General features: G+C 70.7%; 15 protein-coding genes. 6 read left to right on the top strand and 9 right to left on the bottom strand.

What is annotated here, in order from left to right; genetic code table 11:
- Positions 1–495: 495 nt before the first annotated feature.
- From DEJ04_RS06035 to DEJ04_RS06050, 4 genes are all read right to left on the bottom strand, one after another.
- Positions 496–705 carry a cold-shock protein gene (locus DEJ04_RS06035; RefSeq protein WP_071405807.1) on the bottom strand — a complete coding sequence of 70 codons (210 nt, stop codon included), beginning with the start codon at positions 703–705 and terminating at the stop codon, positions 496–498.
- Positions 706–721: 16 nt separating this feature from the next.
- Positions 722–1,831 (bottom strand): acyl-CoA desaturase, encoded by a 1,110-nt coding sequence (locus DEJ04_RS06040; RefSeq protein ID WP_110864824.1) that lies wholly within the window; start codon positions 1,829–1,831, stop codon positions 722–724.
- Between the two features lie 134 nt (positions 1,832–1,965).
- Positions 1,966–3,006: an AraC family transcriptional regulator gene (locus DEJ04_RS06045; protein WP_071405798.1), complete on the bottom strand. Its 1,041-nt coding sequence runs from the start codon at positions 3,004–3,006 to the stop codon at positions 1,966–1,968.
- A complete protein-coding gene (locus tag DEJ04_RS06050) occupies positions 3,000–3,332 on the bottom strand; it encodes a hypothetical protein (protein WP_071405799.1) in 333 nt (110 codons plus the stop codon). The genes DEJ04_RS06045 and DEJ04_RS06050 overlap by 7 nt, the downstream gene beginning before the upstream one ends.
- 184 nt (positions 3,333–3,516) lie before the next feature.
- Between DEJ04_RS06050 and DEJ04_RS06055 the strand changes: the two genes are divergently transcribed.
- Genes DEJ04_RS06055 through DEJ04_RS06070 form a run of 4 tightly spaced genes read left to right on the top strand, consistent with a single transcriptional unit; the run spans position 3,517 to position 6,822 of the window.
- On the top strand, positions 3,517–4,305 hold the full coding sequence (locus DEJ04_RS06055; protein ID WP_111046524.1) for a helix-turn-helix transcriptional regulator: 789 nt from the start codon (positions 3,517–3,519) through the stop codon (positions 4,303–4,305).
- Positions 4,298–5,011, top strand: a complete 714-nt coding sequence (locus DEJ04_RS06060) for a GAF and ANTAR domain-containing protein (protein WP_111046525.1) — start codon at positions 4,298–4,300, stop codon at positions 5,009–5,011. Before DEJ04_RS06055 ends, DEJ04_RS06060 begins: the two co-directional genes overlap by 8 nt.
- On the top strand, positions 5,008–5,721 hold the full coding sequence (locus DEJ04_RS06065) for a GAF and ANTAR domain-containing protein (protein ID WP_111046526.1): 714 nt from the start codon (positions 5,008–5,010) through the stop codon (positions 5,719–5,721). Before DEJ04_RS06060 ends, DEJ04_RS06065 begins: the two co-directional genes overlap by 4 nt.
- Before the next feature lie 54 nt (positions 5,722–5,775).
- Complete coding sequence (locus tag DEJ04_RS06070) at positions 5,776–6,822, top strand: LacI family DNA-binding transcriptional regulator (RefSeq protein WP_111046527.1); 1,047 nt, start codon at positions 5,776–5,778, stop codon at positions 6,820–6,822.
- Between the two features lie 67 nt (positions 6,823–6,889).
- Here the strand turns inward: DEJ04_RS06070 and DEJ04_RS06075 are convergent, their stop codons facing one another.
- The 4 genes from DEJ04_RS06075 to DEJ04_RS06090 are packed head-to-tail and all read right to left on the bottom strand — an operon-like array spanning position 6,890 to position 12,578.
- The gene (locus DEJ04_RS06075; RefSeq protein ID WP_111046528.1) at positions 6,890–9,391 is read right to left on the bottom strand and encodes a TIM-barrel domain-containing protein; all 2,502 of its coding nucleotides are present in this window, start codon (positions 9,389–9,391) and stop codon (positions 6,890–6,892) included.
- Positions 9,392–9,401: 10 nt separating this feature from the next.
- Positions 9,402–10,313 (bottom strand): carbohydrate ABC transporter permease, encoded by a 912-nt coding sequence (locus tag DEJ04_RS06080; protein WP_111024510.1) that lies wholly within the window; start codon positions 10,311–10,313, stop codon positions 9,402–9,404.
- Positions 10,310–11,281 carry a carbohydrate ABC transporter permease gene (locus tag DEJ04_RS06085; RefSeq protein WP_111033103.1) on the bottom strand — a complete coding sequence of 324 codons (972 nt, stop codon included), beginning with the start codon at positions 11,279–11,281 and terminating at the stop codon, positions 10,310–10,312. The genes DEJ04_RS06080 and DEJ04_RS06085 overlap by 4 nt, the downstream gene beginning before the upstream one ends.
- Before the next feature lie 25 nt (positions 11,282–11,306).
- The gene (locus DEJ04_RS06090; RefSeq protein WP_111046529.1) at positions 11,307–12,578 is read right to left on the bottom strand and encodes an ABC transporter substrate-binding protein; all 1,272 of its coding nucleotides are present in this window, start codon (positions 12,576–12,578) and stop codon (positions 11,307–11,309) included.
- A gap of 258 nt (positions 12,579–12,836) precedes the next feature.
- Between DEJ04_RS06090 and DEJ04_RS06095 the strand changes: the two genes are divergently transcribed.
- Both DEJ04_RS06095 and DEJ04_RS06100 read left to right on the top strand, forming a co-directional pair.
- Positions 12,837–13,121 (top strand): YrhK family protein, encoded by a 285-nt coding sequence (locus tag DEJ04_RS06095; protein WP_111046530.1) that lies wholly within the window; start codon positions 12,837–12,839, stop codon positions 13,119–13,121.
- Positions 13,122–13,175: 54 nt separating this feature from the next.
- Entirely contained in the window at positions 13,176–15,005 is a 1,830-nt protein-coding gene (locus DEJ04_RS06100) for a BCCT family transporter (RefSeq protein WP_258371321.1), read from the top strand.
- A gap of 75 nt (positions 15,006–15,080) precedes the next feature.
- Here the strand turns inward: DEJ04_RS06100 and DEJ04_RS06105 are convergent, their stop codons facing one another.
- Positions 15,081–16,235, bottom strand: coding sequence for a low temperature requirement protein A (locus DEJ04_RS06105; RefSeq protein WP_111046531.1), 1,155 nt, complete (start codon positions 16,233–16,235; stop codon positions 15,081–15,083).
- Positions 16,236–16,374 lie beyond the last annotated feature (139 nt).

Genomic DNA, 16,374 nt, shown 5'->3' on the forward strand with positions numbered 1-16,374 from the left:
GTACCTGGCGAGTTCTTTCGACCAGGTACGCCCGTTCTTGCGAACCAACGCGCGCGCGATGGGAAAGAACGGGCGCACACGACGGACGGGAGGCCCAGTGCCAGCTGGCACCGGGCCTCCCGTCCGTCATGTGGGCACGCCGGGCCGGCGGCCGCCGCCGTCACGGGCTGGGCGACACCTCACGTGCTCACGTCCGCGTGGTCTGTCGCTCAGCGCGAAACACAGCCCAGCCCGCAGCCGTGGACTGCGCGCAGGCGGCACGACGGCCGTGCCGGGAGGGACGGTGCCAGCTGGCACCGGGCCTCCCGTCCGTCTCGTGGGCGCGCCGGGCCGGCGGCCCCCACCGAGACTCGGTTCCGCGGACAGGCTGCGGGTGACGGGAGGCGCGGTCTGTCCGGCAGGGCGAGACTCGGTCGGCCGCGGCCACGGCCACGTCCGCAGCAACGAGCAACGCCCCGACCGGACCGGTCGGGGCGTTGCTCGTAGTGGTGCCGATCAGCGGATGATCGAGATGTTGTCCGCCTGCGGGCCCTTCTTGCCGGGCCCGATCTCGTACTGCACGTGATCGTCCTGGGCGAGCGGCCGGGAGCCGGTCGCCGCGACGATGCTGGAGAAGTGCGCGAACAGGTCCTGGGACCCGTCGTCGGGGTGGATGAAGCCGAACCCCTTGCTGTGGTCGAACCACTTGACGGTGCCCGTGGGCATGGCGGTCAGCACGGCGTCAGTGGATGCGCAGCTGCGCGACCATGGGGCACGCGAAGGGGTCGCGGGCGGCGAGGCCGACGCGGTTGAGGTACCGGACGACGATCCCGTAGGAACGCAGCAACGTGGTCTCGGTGTACGGCACGTCGAGGGTGTCGCAGTGGTCACGGACGAGCAGGCGAGCCTGCTTCAGCGCCGGACGCGGCATCGACGGGAACAGGTGGTGCTCGACCTGGTAGTTCAGGCCGCCCATCAGGAACGACACCCACCAGCCGCCACGGATGTTGCGCGACGTGCGCACCTGGCGGGAGAAGAAGTCGACCTTCGCGTCATGGGCGATCGTCGGCATGCCCTTGTGGTTCGGGGCGAACGAAGCACCCATCATCACGCCGAACACGGCCAGCTGCACCCCGAGGAACGCGCACGCCATCCCGAACGGTAGGAACCAGAACACCACCGTCAGGTAGATCGCGAAACGGGCAACGAGCAGGGCGCCTTCGATGAGGCGGTGCTTCTTGTCGGCCTTGGTGCCGTTGCCGGTGACGATCGACATCACGGCGTAGCGGTGCAGGTTCAGGCCCTCGAGCGTGAGGAGGGGGAAGAAGAGCCACCCCTGGAAGCGCATGAAGGTCTTCATCGCGCCACCCTTGACGGCGGCGGCGTCCTCCGGCAGGAACCGGATGCCGTCGGGGGCGATGTCCGGGTCCTTGCCGACGGTGTTCGGGTTGCCGTGGTGACGGGTGTGCTTGTTCATCCACCACGAGTAGCTGAGGCCCACGAGGAACGTGCCGAGCCAGCGGCCCGCGCGGTCGTTCCACTTCTGGGACTCGAACACCTGACGGTGCGCGGCTTCGTGCGACAGGAACGCGAACTGCGTGAACAGCACGCCCAGCGCACCGGCCACGATCAGCTGGAACCACGAGTCACCCAGGAACGCGAACGCGACCCAGGTGAGGGCGAGGCTGCCGACGAGTGCGCCGAACAGTGCCCAGTAGAAACCGGTACGACGGCGCAGGAGGCCGTTCTCCTTCACCTGCGCCAGGAGCGCGGAGTAGGTCGAGGTGCCCTTGCGGGCCCCCGTAGCGGGACGAGTGCGGGTGTAACCCGGAGCGAGCGGAGTGGTGGTCATGTGGACCGCCTTCCGGTACGGATCGGTCCTTCAACCGGTTCGAGGGAGTTCACGCGATTGCGCTTGCGGCGACCCTAGGGGCCGAACTTGCGTGTTCACCGTGGTGTCCAGAACACGTTGCGCAGTGCACGAACTCAGCCCGCGTGGCGCTCCGGACCGTCCGCGCACCGACCGGACGATGCGCGCAACGTCTGTCCCGGGTACTCCCCGAACCGACGGAAGTACGTGCCCGAGAACCGCCCCAGGTGCCGGAAGCCCCAGGCCATCGCGGCCTCGCTCACACTCGTCTCGTGCCGGCTGCTGGACTCCAGTGCCGCGCGCACCCGATCGAGCCGCATCCGCAGCAGGAACGTCATCGGCGACACACCGTGCTCCCGCATGAAGGCCGTCTGCAGGGTCCGCGGGCTCACGCCCACGGCGTCGCAGATGTCGGCCAGGCACAACGTCCGCTCGCAGTGTCCTTCGAGGTAGGCCTCGGCGAGCTCGACCGTCGACGGCGTCACCGCACGGCGGAGGACCGCGGGCGTCCGCACGCCGAAGGCTCCGAGTACGGCCTCGACCAGCGCGACCTGCGCACCGGTCCGGGCACCGGACGTGAACCCGTCGCGCGTCGCGGTGACGGCCACCTGCTCGACGCACCGGCGCAGGTGTTCGAGGGCAGCGACGGCGGGCTCGGCACCCCGCGTCGGCAGTTCGGACGCTGCTCCCAGCGACGAGCGCACCTGGTCGAGGAGCGACCGGTCGATGCTCACGAGCTGCAGCGTGCCCTTCGGGGCGCGCACCGAGAACTCCCCGGACGTCGGCATCAGGACGGGCGTGCCCGGGCGGGTCTCGAGGACGACGCCGTCCTCGACGGCGATGCGGACACCTCCAGTGCTCGACCACCCGACGACGATGCGGTCGATGGGCTCGAAGACCCCGGAGAAGCCGGAGGTCGCCGACGCGGTGACGAGGCTCACGCAACCGTCCCGTCGGGTCCGGTAGCGGAAGCGGAACGGCAGCCGGAAGGCGTCGTCCTCGACGTCGAAGCGCACGTCACGGCCGTGCCCGGCCTGGGCGAGCACGCGTGCGGCGAAGGCCCGGTCGGTACCGGATCGTTCGGTGCGGCGTCGCTGCGCGTCGATCCTCGCGGTGACGGTCCGGGCGGCGTCGGTCCCGTGGACCGCGGTCAGCACGGTGCCTCGTCGAAGCGCTGTCCGCAGCGGTGTTCGAACCAGGCGCGGGCGTCCTGCAGGCTCGCTCGCCGGTCGTGCTCGTGCAGCGCCGCCATGAGCGTGCAGTCGAACCCGTCCACCGTGCGCTCGATGAAGCCGAGGAGCATGTCGGGATCCCCCCATGCAGCTGCGGCGTCGACCACCCGCCAGCACCCGGCGTCGACCGGCTGGACGCGGATGTCCGTCGGGTCCGTCGCGGCGAGCGCACGGATCCGGTCGGTGTGGACGACCTGCTGCCAGACGGCGGCCTCGGTCATCACGGTCGTGGACCCCTGGCGGTGTCCCATCGCGCCCTCCCTGTCGGTTCGATGTGGCGCATCGCTTCGACCGCGATGCACGAGACACTTTCAGTATCGACAGGACGATTCCGGTCATGTCAGGGGTTGACTTCGTACCGCGCAAGGTGGATCATCCGTCGCCTCGATCGGTGCCCTGGGAGCGCGCCATCGGCGGGTCCCGTACGGTCGGCGCATGAGCGACGGGAGCAGCGCGACCCAGGACGGCCCGCCCCGACTCTCGCGTGCGGTCCGGGATGCGATGCGGTTCGTCCACGAGCAGGCTGCGACCCACATCACCGTCGCCGACGTCGCCGCGGCCGTGCAGCTGTCGCCGCGGAGCCTGCAGAAGCGGTTCCAGGCCGAGATCGGGCAGTCCCCGGGAACCTTCCTGCGCGCCGTGCGCCTGGAGGGTGTCCGTCGCGACCTGCAGGAAGCCTCCGGTGCGCCGGACCGGCGGACGATCGCGGAGATCGCCGAACGCTGGCAGTTCAGCAACGCGGGCCGGATGGCTGCGGCGTTCCGTGCGGCGTACGGCATCGCGCCCTCGTCGGCGCTGCGGTCCTTCGTTCCCGAGGACGACGAAGACGGCGCACCGAGCCTGTCGGACCGGAGCCAGCGACGCTTCCGCCTGGTGCTCGACTGCGAGGTCGACGTCGACGACGCGAAGGCGGTGCTCGCCGGTGCCCTGCAACGCGCGGGGACCGGTCCGTGGCGGGACTACCGGCCGGACGGCGGCAGCGAGGACCTGATGGCGTTCCTGCTCGGCAACGCGGTGCGGACGGTGGTCCGTGAGACCTCCGGCGTGACGCTGGTGGCCCTGGACGCGATGCTCCGGGTGCAGGACGAGCAGGGGTCGTACCCGCCCGCAGAGCTGCCGGCCTGGCGCGCCGGCCCACCGCCGAACGTGCCTGCGCCGTCCGGATCGTCCGACACCGACCAGCGCGTAGGATCGAGAGACGGCAGGGAAGGCGCCCATGGATGACGCATTCGAGCGTGCACTCCGTGCGCTCCGGTCGGCGGAGATCGCCGACGACGAACTCAGTCGGCCGTTCGCGCTCGCGCTGCCGATGGGCGGTGTCTCGATCTCGACCTTCGGTGACCTGTGCCCGAGCGAGACCGTGTCCGCGACCGACGAGGTCGCCACCCGGATCGACGAGATCCAGCTCGACCTGTCCGAGGGACCGTGCTGGACCGCGCTCGCGACCGATGCTCCAGTGCTGGAAACGGATCTCGTGCAGCGTCCGAACGCCGCGTGGCCCGCCTTCAACGATGCCGTCCGGAGCGAACCCGTTGGCGCGGTCTTCGCGTTCCCGGTCGCCTTCGGGCCGTTCCCGCTCGGCGCGATCGACGTGTACGTGCCGGGGCCCGCGACGATCGAGGACGACACCGTGCGGCAGGCCATGACCCTCGCCTCGGCCGTCAGCCGCCGGGTCCTGCGCCGGGCGCTGCGCTCCATCGCGGACGAGGACGACGCCCTGCTCGACCGCAGCCCGTCGTCGCGGCGCGTGGTGCACCAGGCCACCGGGGTCGTGCTCGCGCAGCTCGACATCAGCCCCGAGGACGCCTACCTGCTGCTGCAGGGCCACGCCTTCGCCCGCCGGACGACGATGCGGCGGGTGGCGGAGGAGATCCTCGACGGCACGGTCCGGTTCGAGAAGCGAGGCGACCTGATCGAGGAGGTCCAGTGACGACGGCAGGCCGAGAAGCCCGGATCCTGGAGACGTTCACGTCGCTCGCCGACACCCTGGTGGACGCCTACGACGTCGTGGAACTCCTGCAGACCCTGGTCGAGACGTGCGCCGACGTGCTCGACATCGACGCCGCGGGCATCCTGCTCGCGAACGACGACCAGGAGCTCGAGGTCGTGGCCTCCACCTCCGAGGCGACCCGGCTCGTCGAGGTGCTGCAGCTCGACGCCGAGGCCGGCCCCTGCATGACCTCGTTCGCGACCGGACGGGTCGTGACGTGCCCGGACATCGAGGTCGCGCCGGCGGAGTGGGCGACGTTCCGCACGGGAGCGCTCGCGCTCGGGTTCCGCTCCGTGCACGCCGTCCCGCTCCGGCTGGGGAGCAACGTCATCGGCACGCTCAACCTGTTCGGGGCCGGCGTCGGTGCCCTCGCGGAGTCGGACCTGCGCGTCGCCCGGGCCCTGGCGGACGTGGCCACGATCGGCATCCTGCACGAACGGTCGCTGCGCGAGCACGAGGTCGTCCGCGCGCAGCTGCAGCGGACCATCGGGTCACGCGAGGTCATCGAGCAGGCCAAGGGCGTCGTGTCGTACCTGCGCGGCGTCTCGATCGAGGACGCCTTCGCGGTGATCCGTGGGTACGCGCTCGAGCACCACGAGCCGCTCTCCGAGGTCGCCCGCGCGATCGTGCAGCGCCGACTCGTCCCGTAACGAGCCCGGCCCGTCCCCCGGGTCCGGTGCCCCTCCGCCCGCTACGGTGAGCGGATGGGCAAGGTCACGCTGCAGGACGTCGCCGCGCACGCCGGCGTCTCGATGAAGACCGTGTCCAACGTCGTCCGTGGCTACCAGCACGTCAGCGACCCGATGCGCAGCCGGGTGCAGGCCGCGATCGACGAGCTGGGCTACCGCCCGAACGTCTCGGGCCGGTCCCTGGCGACCGGACGCTCGAACATGCTCGCCTTCGCGTTCCCCGACCTGCGGCGTCCGTACTTCGCCGAACTGGCCCACGTGTTCTCCCGGGTGTGCGCCGACCGCGGCTACCAGCTCCTGCTCGAGGAGACCGGCGGCGACCCCGACGGTGAACGCTCGGCGGTGCGGGGACGCGAGGCCGGTGTGGTCGACGGGGTCGTGATCCACCCGCAGGTGCTCACGCCCGAGGCGATCGACCGGATCCGCGGGGACACCGCCGTGGTGTTCCTCGGCGAGGACGTCCGGCCCCCGCACGCCGACCAGGTCGTCATCGACAATGCCGGGGCTGCCACCGAGGCCGTCGCGCACCTCGTGGCGCTCGGCTGCCGCCGCATCGGGTTCTTCGGGCACGAGACCGGCCCGTCGTCGCGCACGTCCGGACTGCGTCTGGACGGCTACCGCGCCGGACTCGTCGCCGCGGGCCTGCCGTTCGACGACGCGTTGCTGGTCCCCCGCGAGGTCGGTGACGCCGCCGGTGCCGAGGTCGCCTTCGGCGCCGCGCTCGACGCCGGGTTGCGGGTCGACGGTCTGCTCTGCCGCGACGACCTGGCTGCACTCGGGGCGCTCCGGGCGATGCGTCTGCGCGGCCTGGACGCCCCCGGCGACGTCGCCGTCGTCGGGTGGGACGCGGTCGGCCTCGGGTCGAGCCTGGTGCCGAGCCTGACCTCCGTCGCGCCCGACACGGTCGCCCTCGCCGACACCGCGCTCGACCTGCTGGTCGAGCGGATGGACGGCTCCGACGTGCCGGGCCGGCTGGTCACGGTCGGCCACCGCCTGCTCGTCGGGGAGAGCGCGCCGTACGCGGACGGCACGTCCGACCGGGCGGCGCACCAGGGCGCCTGACGACAGACGGGAGGCCCGTGGCGGTGCTGCCACGCGCCTCCCGTCCGCAATTCCCCGTCGACTGCCGTCAGCGGCCTGCGGGAGCCGACTCCCCCGGGTGCACGCTGCCGAGCAGCTCGACGACGACGTCCCGCACGGCGTCGGGCAGCCCGACGGTGCCGAGCTCGACGATGCGGTCCGCACGCGGCAGGTCCTTCGCCACGACGTCCCACGCCTCGAGCTTCTCCGGGTTGCCCGCCTGCGCGCCCTCGAGGACCCGCCGCACGGCCTCCCGCGCGTCGACACCGATGACCGGAGCGCCGACCAGCGTGACCGATCCGCCCGACGCCGAGTCGACGGACAGGTCGACCGAGAACCGGTCGGCCGAGCGTGCCGAAGTCGGTTGCCCGTCGGCCGGTGCGGCGAGGAACGTGATCCGCCAGTCGCGGTGGGCGGGGACGACGTCGAGGGCTCCGGTGGTGGCGTGCACCCGGAACTCGGCGTGCTCTGGGTCCCAGGTCAGACGGGTCCGGGCGGTGCGGCTGCCCTCGCCCTCGTGGTCCTCGACCAGGGTGAAGTCACCCGCCGCACCCGGTGCGACGAGGACCTCGAACGCCGTCGGGTTGACGGTTGCGTCGAGCTGATCGGCCGCCGCGAGTGGCAGGATCCCTCCGGCGCGCAGCAGGACCGGCACCGTGTCGAGCGTGCGGTGCAGGTCGACGAACCGGTCACCTGCGTACACCGTGCCGGTGAAGACGTCGGTCCAGGTGCCCGGCGGCAGCCAGGCCCGGGCGACCCCGTGTCGGCTGACCGGGTCGCGCGGCGCCACGATGGGGGCGACGAGCAGCTCCGAACCGAACGCGTAGGTGTTCGGCACCCGGTACGCCTCGTCGCGGCGCGGCTCCAGGTGGTACAGCGGCCGGACCAGCGCGGTGCCCTCGGCGGTGCCGTGGTTCATCGTGTGCAGGTACGGCACCAGCCGGTGGCGGAAGCGGAGTGCCTCCCCCATCGCGGCACGGGCCTCGGCCGGGAACACCCACGGCTCCTTGCGGATGAACGGGTTGTTCGCGGAGTGCAGGCGCATGATCGGCGAGAACACCCCGAACTGCACCCAGCGGGTGGCGAGCTCGTCGTCGCGGACGCCGCGCGTGTGGCCGCCGATGTCGTGGCTCCACCAGGGGTAGCCGATGTTGGCGGCGGTGGCGGTGAACTCGGGCTGGAACGCCAGGGACGCCCACGACACGACGGCGTCGCCGGAGAACCCGACGGCGTACCGGTGGCTGCCGGGGCCGGCGTAGCGCGAGAAGGTCATGCCGTCGACGGGCGCCGGGACCGCGGTTGCGTCGGTGTCTGTGTCTGTGTCCGCGGTCGTGTCGGCGGTTGCGTCGCTCGACGCCGCGTGTCGCGCCGAGTCGAGCAGGTGGAAGTGGTTGAGCAGCCACAGCGGGTCGACCCCGGGCAGCCCGGTCTCACGACCCTGCTGCCAGTCGATCCACCAGAAGTCGACTCCCTGCTCCTCGATCGGGCGGTGCAGCTGCTCGAAGTAGGCCTGCAGGAACCGCCGGTCCGTCGGGTCGAACGGGATCGGCTGCTCGGTCTCCGGGTCGACGCCCATCGCCCGCGCCACCGCGGGGTAGGCGTCCTCGAACGCCCGCACGCCGTCTGCCGGGTGCAGGTTCAGCGTCGTGCGCATCCCCCGGCGGTGCAGCTCGGCGAGGAAGGCCTCGGGGTCCGGGAACAGCGACGGCTCCCAGGAGTACCCCGTCCAGCCGTTGCCGAAGCGCGGCGGGACCGAGTCCACCCGGTGCCAGTCCATGTCGATGACGGCGACCGAGAACGGCAGGTGTTCGGCGGCGAAGCGGTCCAGCAGCTCGAGGTACGAGGTGTCGCTGTACGGGTGGTACCGGCTCCACCAGTTGCCGAGTGCCCACCGCGGCATCCGTGAGGGCGGCCCGGAGACGGCGTGGTACGTGCGGAGCGCGGCGTCGTAGTCGCGGCCGTACGCGAAGACCGTGACGTCGCGGCGCCCGGGGACCCGTGTGCCGATCCAGCCGTCGTCCGCGAACAGGAACGACTCGCTGTCGTCGAGCGCGGTGATGCCGTCGCGGGCCAGGATCCCCGACTCGAGCGGCATCCGGCCGTCGACGTCGTCGAGGGTGCGGCCGGTGCCGCCGAGGTCGCGCGGCTCCTGCCCCCAGCGCCAGCGGTTGGCGTCCGGACCGGTGGTCTCGACGACCAGGCCGCTCGGGCTGAAGGGGCGGCCGTCGTAGCGCAGGCGGGCGCGATCCGTGGTGACGACGACGCCGGCGGCGGTGCCGGTGCCGTCGGCGGCGGCCGTCCGCTCCACGGTGAACGCCGGCACGGGCAGGCGTCGGCGCATCGCGAAGGTCGACGCCCGGTCCTCGAACCCGCCGTCGTCGCTCCACTCGATGCGGAACGCCCCGGCGTCGAGCACGGTGATGCGCCAGTGGTCGCCGGTGACGACGGCTGCGGTGTCGGCGACCGGGTCCGACCCCGGGAACGGACGGATGGTGGGGAGGACGGCGCCGGTGGTGCCGGTCGTGCTGGTGCCGGTGGTGCTGCTGCTCACGTGGTGCCTCTCAGCTCTTGACCGCGCCCTGCGTCACGCCGCTGATGACCCAGCGCTGCGCGAACAGGTAGACGATGATCGTGGGCGCCATCGCCATCAAGTACGAGGCGAAGGCGACGTTGTAGTTGGTGCCGAACTGACTCTGGAAGATGTTCTGCACCACGGGCAGGGTCTGCAACCCCGGATCCGCCGTGATGAGCGACGGCATCATGAAGTCGTTCCACGATGCCAGGAACGCGAAGATGCCGACCGTCGCGTTCATCGGGCCGAGGAGCGGCAGGATGATCCGCCAGAAGATCTGCCACGTGGACGCCCCGTCGATGCGGGCGCTCTCCTCGAGTTCGACCGGGATCGACCGCAGGTACGCCGAGTAGAGCAGCACGCTGAACGACAGTTGGAACATGGCGTGCAGGATCCCGACGCCGATCGGGTTGTCGAGGCCGATCTCGGCGGTCAGCTTGATCTGCGGCAGCGCCACCACCGGGAACGGCAGGAACATCGCCGCGAGCAGGTAGACGAACGAGTACCGGAAGAACCGCTTGTGCCAGTTCCGGACGATCGCGTACGAGGCGAACGAGCTGAGCAGCAGCGTGGCGACCACGGTGAGCGCCGCGACGCCCAGCGACACCGAGAAGGACACCGGGAACCGGGTCAGCTGCCAGGCCTCGGCGAACGAGCCCGGGTTGAACGGGAACGGCAGCGAGAGTGCATTGCCGTCGACGGACTGCTCGGTCGTCTTGAACGCCATCGAGAGCGTCACGTACAGCGGGATGAGCACGGTCAGCGACGCGAGGCCGAGGACCACGGTCAGCGTCCAGTTCGTGCCGCCCAGTCGTCGGCGGTGGCCGCGGCCGGAGCGACCGCCGCCGCCGGTGGTCACGGCGCGGGTGTCGGTCGGGGGTCGTGTGTCGATGGCGGTCATGCGAGTCGCAGGTTCCTTCCGCGGGTCGCCGCGAGCTGCAGCACGGAGATGAGGACGGTGATGATGAAGAACACGGTCGCGTTCGCCATCTGGTAGGCGTAGTCGCCGCCGGTGAAGCCGCCGAAGATGGTCATCGCGACGCTGCTCGTCGCGCTGCCGGGGCCGCCGTTGGTCAGACCGACGATCACGTCGTAGGCGCCGAGGTAGCCCTTCACACCGAGCACGGTGTTGATGACGATGAAGCCGCCGAGCAGCGGGAGCGTGATCGAGCGGAGCTGCTTCCAGCCGGTCGCGCCGTCGAGCGCACTGGCCTCGTACAGCTCTTCGGGGATGGACGTCAGGCCCGCCGTGTAGATGAGGAGCGCGCCGGGCACGGTCTGCCAGGCGGACACGATCACGATCGCGAGCCAGGCGAGGTTCGGGTCGCCGAGGATGCTCTGCTCGAGCGGGCCGAAACCGACGCTCGTGGCCAGGGCCGGCACGGTGTTCGAGAACAGGAAGTTGAACACGTAGGCGACGATGATCCCCGAGATCACCATCGGGATGACGAACACCGACCGCAACCCGGCGGCGAACCGGATCTTCTTCGCCAGGGCGATCGCCAGGGACAGCGCGACGACCTGCGTGACGACGACGGTGACGGCCGCGAAGCCGAGCGTGAAGCCGTACGACGCCAGGATCGCCGGGTCGGAGACCAGCGCCTTGTAGTTCTCGACGCCGATGAAGTCCCACTGCCCGAACCCGAGGTAGTCGGTGAAGCTGTAGAAGACGCCGACGCAGGCGGGGGCGACGACGAACGCCGTGAACAGCACGAGGGCCGGCACGAGGAACAGGTAGTACATGCCCTCGGTGCGGCTGAGTGAACCGACACCGCGGGAACCCACACGCCGGTGCGTGCGGGCTGCGTCGGTCGCCGGTCCGGAGGTGTCCGGGTCGGTGTCGCGGGAGAGCGGGGTCTGCATGGTCATGGTGACTCCTGTGTCCTGGTCCGGCTCAGACCGTCGCGGAACGGCCGGCGAGCCGCCGCCAGTCCGAGTCGAGCCGCTGCAGCATCGAGGTGAAGTCCCCGCTCCGGATCGCCGACTGCAGGTAGTTGCCGAGCGGGATCGACGTGGGGATGAAGGTGCCGGCGCCCTGGTAGAACGCGGCGTCGTCGACGTACTGCTGCAGGCCGGCGAGGCGCTCGTCCTGCTGCGGCGGTGCGTCGATGCGGGGCGAGTACGCCAGGTTGTCGCGGTTGTAGGCGTCGATGACGTCGGGCTGCATGAGGAACTCGACGAGCTCCCTCGCCTGCTCCGGGTGCTCGGACGCCGTGGGGATCCAGAGCCCGAGGTCGATGTTGACCCGGGCCTTGCGGTCGCCCGGGTCGTTCGACACCGGCAGGGCGAAGGTGCCGACCGGCAGCTTGTCGTCGATCAGCGCGATCTGCCCGAGCGCCCACGGGCCCTGCAGGTACATCGCGGCCTCGCCCTTGCCGAACGCCAGGTTGCCGTCGGCGTAGGCCCGGGTGGCGTGGTCGCGGTTGAAGAACGACGAGATGGTCTTCGCGCGCTCCATCGGCACCGCGAAGTCCTTCTCGAACGACACCTCGGAGTCCGGGCCGACGTCGGCGCCGAGGGCCTTCATCTTGCGGAAGAACGAGCCGGTGTCGACGAGGCTGCCCACCGAGTAGTCGAACAGGCCCTGCCAGAGCGTCCAGGTGTCCCGGTCGGTGGCGTAGATCGGCGTGATGCCGGCCTTCTGCAGTGTCCGGCAGACCTCGACGAACTCGTCCCACGTCGTCGGGACCGGCAGGTCGTGCTCGGCGAAGATCCGCTTGTTGTAGATCACCCCGGCCGCGGCGAGCGAGTACGGCAGCACGCTCGTGCGGTCCTCGAACTTCGCGTACTGGTTCGTGAGGGTGTCGATGTCCGGGCGGACCCGCGCCGCCGACGGCAGGTCACCGAGGTCGCTGAGCACGCCGCGCGAGATGTACCGGGCGAGCTCGAGGTTGTCGTTGAAGCAGCCGACGTCCGCCGGTTCACCGCGGACGAACTGCGGGGCGATGGCCGCCGTGCTGTCGTGCACGACCGACAAGCCGGTGTGCTCCCCCTCGAACTTCCGCAGCAGCTTGTCGAAGTACGCGATGACCTCCTGCTTCTGCTCGTAGAAGCGGAGCGTCGTGGCACCACCGGCGGCACGCCCCGGGGTCGCGCACCCGGCGAGCGCCATCGTGCCGAGTGCGATGCCACCGGCCGCGCCCGCGAGGAATCCCCGCCGGCTCACCGCCGCCTGGAGTGTTGCGGTCCTGCTTCCCACCATCGGGTCTCTCCCTCGTCGCGCATCGTCGCGCAGGCTCCTGTTTACAGCGCTGTAAAGCGTACGTCAACGTTGTAATCGCATGTGGCAGTGGTCAGTGCGCCCCACGGACGGGAGGCACGGTGCCAGCCCGCCCCGCGCCTCCCGTCCGCCGCGCAGCGCGTCCACCGCCGCGCGCCGCCGCCCACCGGGACGGACACGGCGCGGAGCTGGCAGGATCGTCTGATGGCTGAGGACGAACGGGACATCGCACTCCGGGTGGGGCACGAGGAGCTCCGCATCCGCGGGGTCTACGAGACGATCAGCATCATCAACGACGTGATGGTAGCGCTCTGGTTCATCGTCGGCAGCGTCCTCTTCTTCTCCGAGAGCACCACGAAGGCCGGCACGTGGCTGTTCCTGATCGGGAGCATCCAGCTGCTCATCCGTCCCGTCATCCGGCTGTCGCGGAGACTCCACCTCGGACGGGTCGGCCGGGGGAACCCCACGGAGTCCGCGCGCGATTTCTGAACCACGACACGCCTGGGCGAACACACAGGATCGCGAGCAGGCACCATGGACTGCATGGCAAGCACCACTCCTCCCCTGCCCGGACCCGTGACCACGACGCCGCAGTTGCGGCGGTGGGTGTTCTGGCCCGCCGCCGTCATCGTGCTGGGGTTCGTGGCCTTCACCCTGATCTCCCCCTCCACCGCCGAGGCGCTGTTCCTCGGTCTGCAGGACGGCATCGTCAAGAACTTCAGCTGGTACTACGTGCTGATCGCCGCGTTCTTCGTCGGCTTCTCGCTGTTCGTCGGCTTCAGCCGCTTCGGTGACATCAAGCTCGGCAAGGACCAGGACGAGCCCGAGTTCTCGACCGGTTCGTGGTTCGCACTGCTCTTCGCCGCCGGCATGGGCATCGGCCTCGTCTTCTACGGCGTCTCCGAGCCCCTCAGCCACTTCGCCTCCCCGCGCCCCGGCGTCACCGGCACCGAGAAGGAACTCGCGCAGCAGGCACTGACCCAGACGTTCCTGCACTGGGGCCTGCACGCGTGGGCGATCTACGTCGTCCTCGGCCTGGCCCTGGCGTACGCGATCCACCGCCGGGGTCGCCCGGTCTCGATCCGCTGGGCCCTCGAACCGCTGCTCGGCAACCGGGTGCGCGGTGGCTGGGGCAACCTGATCGACGTGATCGCCCTGGTCGGCACGCTGTTCGGCGTCGCGACCTCGCTCGGCCTCGGGGTCATCCAGATCGGCGCCGGACTCGAGAGCGCCGGCATCGCCGACAGCAGCATCGTCAGCCAGATCGCGATCATCGCGGTGATCACCGCCGTCACGATCGTGTCGCTCGTCACCGGCGTGACCAAGGGCATGAAGATCCTGTCGAACTTCAACCTGCTGCTCGCCGCTGCACTGCTGCTCTTCGTGCTCATCGTCGGCCCGACGCAGTTCCTGCTCCGTGACTTCGTGCAGTCGATCGGCTCCTACCTGCAGAACATCGTCGGCCTGTCGTTCAACGTCACCGCCCAGCAGGGCGCCGAGGGCGAGGCCTGGCAGGGCGCCTGGACCACCTTCTACTGGGGCTGGTGGATGTCGTGGGCACCGTTCGTCGGTGTCTTCATCGCACGCATCTCCAAGGGCCGCACCGTCCGCCAGTTCGTGTTCGGTGTCCTGCTCGTGCCGACCGCGCTCACGTTCCTGTGGTTCGCGGTCCTCGGTGGCACCGCGATCCACCGCCAGACCGACGGCTCGGGCGGCCTGATCGGCTCGGACGGCTCGGTCGACATCGAGGGGTCGCTGTTCGCGGTCCTCGGCGACCTGCCCGCCGGCATGGTCCTGACCTACGGCGCGATCCTGCTCATCGGCGTGTTCTTCGTGACCTCGTCGGACTCCGGGTCGCTCGTGATGGCGATGATCGCGTCGGGCGGTGACATCGAGCCGAAGAACTGGCTGCGGGTCTTCTTCGCCGGTGTCGCTGCGCTGCTCGCCGTCGCCCTGCTGCTCAGCGGTGGACTGAACGCGCTGAAGACGGCGGCGATCACGACCGCGTTGCCGTTCAGCATCGTCCTGTTGCTCACCTGTTGGTCGACGATCATCGCCTTCACCCGCGAGCGCCGTGCCTACGACAAGGCCGAGCGCGAGGTCCTGCTCGAGCACGTCGGCGCCTACTACGGCCTCGAGGTCGAGGCGCCGACCGAGCGTCCGGCACGGTCCGGCCTCGGCCGTCCGTGGGCCGCGGTGAAGAACCGTGTGCGCGGCGGCCGCGGAACCACCTCCCCAACGGTGGGCGCCGGTGCGCTCGACGACTTCCCGGTGCGGCCCGAGTCGATCTCGGCCGACCCTGCGGTCGACCCGAGCCTCGACGCGCGACCGGCAGCGGACGACGGGCCCGCGACGGAGCAGCCGGAGCGCTGACGGGCGTCGACGCGACCACCTGACGGACGGGAGGCACGGTGCCAGCTGGCGCCGTGCCTCCCGTCCGTCAGTGCGTCAGGTCTCGGTCCGTGCGGACGCGACCTCGAGGGTCACGACGACCGCCACCACGGCGAGCGCCGTGACCGGCAGCGACACCGCCGGCACCGCGATCGACGCGAGGACGACGAGCACCAGGGCCACCACGACGGCGTTGGCCCGTGCCGACAGCGACGGCCGGATCGCGAGCGCCCAGATCGACAGCACGAACACCGCGACCGGCACCGCGACGGTCGCGGCGACCGAGGCGGACGACAGCGCGACGTGTCCGGCGTCGGCGCTGACCGCGACCTCGATGCCGGCGGGCAGGGCACCGGCGGCGGCGAAGACGAAGTAGTGGCCGTAGCCGAACACGAGCGCGGTGGGGAGCGAGCGGATGTGTGCGTGCTGCTCGCGGGAGAAGTAGATCCACCACATGCCGACGGTGATCACCAGCCCACACCCGGCGAGCGCCAGCAGGGCTCCGAGGTGCTCGGTGTGCGCGAGGGCATCGATCACCGCGCCGGCCGATGCCACCAGCCCCTCGCCCAGGACGATGAGGGTGAACAGGGAGAACCGCTCGGCCAGGTGCCGGGTGTGCCACGGGGCCGTCCCCGTCGAGGTCTGCGCCCAGATCGGCACCGACAGCTCGGCGAGCACGAGGAACGGTGCGGCGTACCCCCAGACGTCGTCAGGCAGGGCGAGTGAGACCACCCAGAGCACCTGCACGACCGTGATGCCGACGGCGTGCAGGGTGGCGGTCCGCCGGTAGCGGGTGGAGGACGCGGCGGCGCGGATCCACTGCCCGACCAGAGCCAGCCGCATGACGACGTAGCCGATGACGCCGATCGTGAAGTCGTTCTCGACCATGGCCGCGTGCACCCCGGCGGCGAGGACGAGCACCCCGGCCATCTGCACGAAGGTCATCACCCGGTAGAGCCAGTCGTCGGTGTCGAACGACGTGGCGAACCAGGTGAAGTTCATCCACGCCCACCAGATCGAGAAGAACACCAGCCCGTAGGCCAGGACGGCGGAGGCGACGTGTCCCTCGAGCTCGATCTCGTGCAGGTTCGTCGCGGCGAAGCCGACCGCGACGACGAACACCAGGTCGAACAGGAGCTCCAGCGGGCTCGCTGCCCGGTGTCGCTGGTCGGGGTCGCGCGGCACCATCCGGCGCAGTCCGATGGTCGGCATGGGGCCAACGGTAGGGCATCCCCAGAACGCGGACTGCTGACGGCGGGACCGGCCCGGCCGATCTGTCCGTGTGCAGGCCCCGCACCACCAGACCCAGCCCGTCTCGGCCGTGTACGTCGTGTCCGGCCGAACCCCTCCG

Source organism: Curtobacterium sp. MCLR17_044 (genome assembly GCF_003234435.1).
In the GTDB taxonomy this organism is placed as follows: Bacteria; Actinomycetota; Actinomycetes; order Actinomycetales; family Microbacteriaceae; genus Curtobacterium; species Curtobacterium flaccumfaciens.

Coding starts and splice junctions, on each gene's coding strand:
- DEJ04_RS06050 (WP_071405799.1), bottom strand. CDS start 3,332: ATGGGACACCGCCAGGGGTCCACGACCGTGATGACCGAGGCCGCCGTC.
- DEJ04_RS06095 (WP_111046530.1), top strand. CDS start 12,837: ATGGCTGAGGACGAACGGGACATCGCACTCCGGGTGGGGCACGAGGAG.
- DEJ04_RS06100 (WP_258371321.1), top strand. CDS start 13,176: ATGGCAAGCACCACTCCTCCCCTGCCCGGACCCGTGACCACGACGCCG.
- DEJ04_RS06060 (WP_111046525.1), top strand. CDS start 4,298: ATGGATGACGCATTCGAGCGTGCACTCCGTGCGCTCCGGTCGGCGGAG.
- DEJ04_RS06105 (WP_111046531.1), bottom strand. CDS start 16,235: ATGCCGACCATCGGACTGCGCCGGATGGTGCCGCGCGACCCCGACCAG.
- DEJ04_RS06040 (WP_110864824.1), bottom strand. CDS start 1,831: ATGACCACCACTCCGCTCGCTCCGGGTTACACCCGCACTCGTCCCGCT.
- DEJ04_RS06080 (WP_111024510.1), bottom strand. CDS start 10,313: ATGACCGCCATCGACACACGACCCCCGACCGACACCCGCGCCGTGACC.
- DEJ04_RS06085 (WP_111033103.1), bottom strand. CDS start 11,281: ATGACCATGCAGACCCCGCTCTCCCGCGACACCGACCCGGACACCTCC.
- DEJ04_RS06035 (WP_071405807.1), bottom strand. CDS start 705: ATGCCCACGGGCACCGTCAAGTGGTTCGACCACAGCAAGGGGTTCGGC.
- DEJ04_RS06070 (WP_111046527.1), top strand. CDS start 5,776: ATGGGCAAGGTCACGCTGCAGGACGTCGCCGCGCACGCCGGCGTCTCG.
- DEJ04_RS06055 (WP_111046524.1), top strand. CDS start 3,517: ATGAGCGACGGGAGCAGCGCGACCCAGGACGGCCCGCCCCGACTCTCG.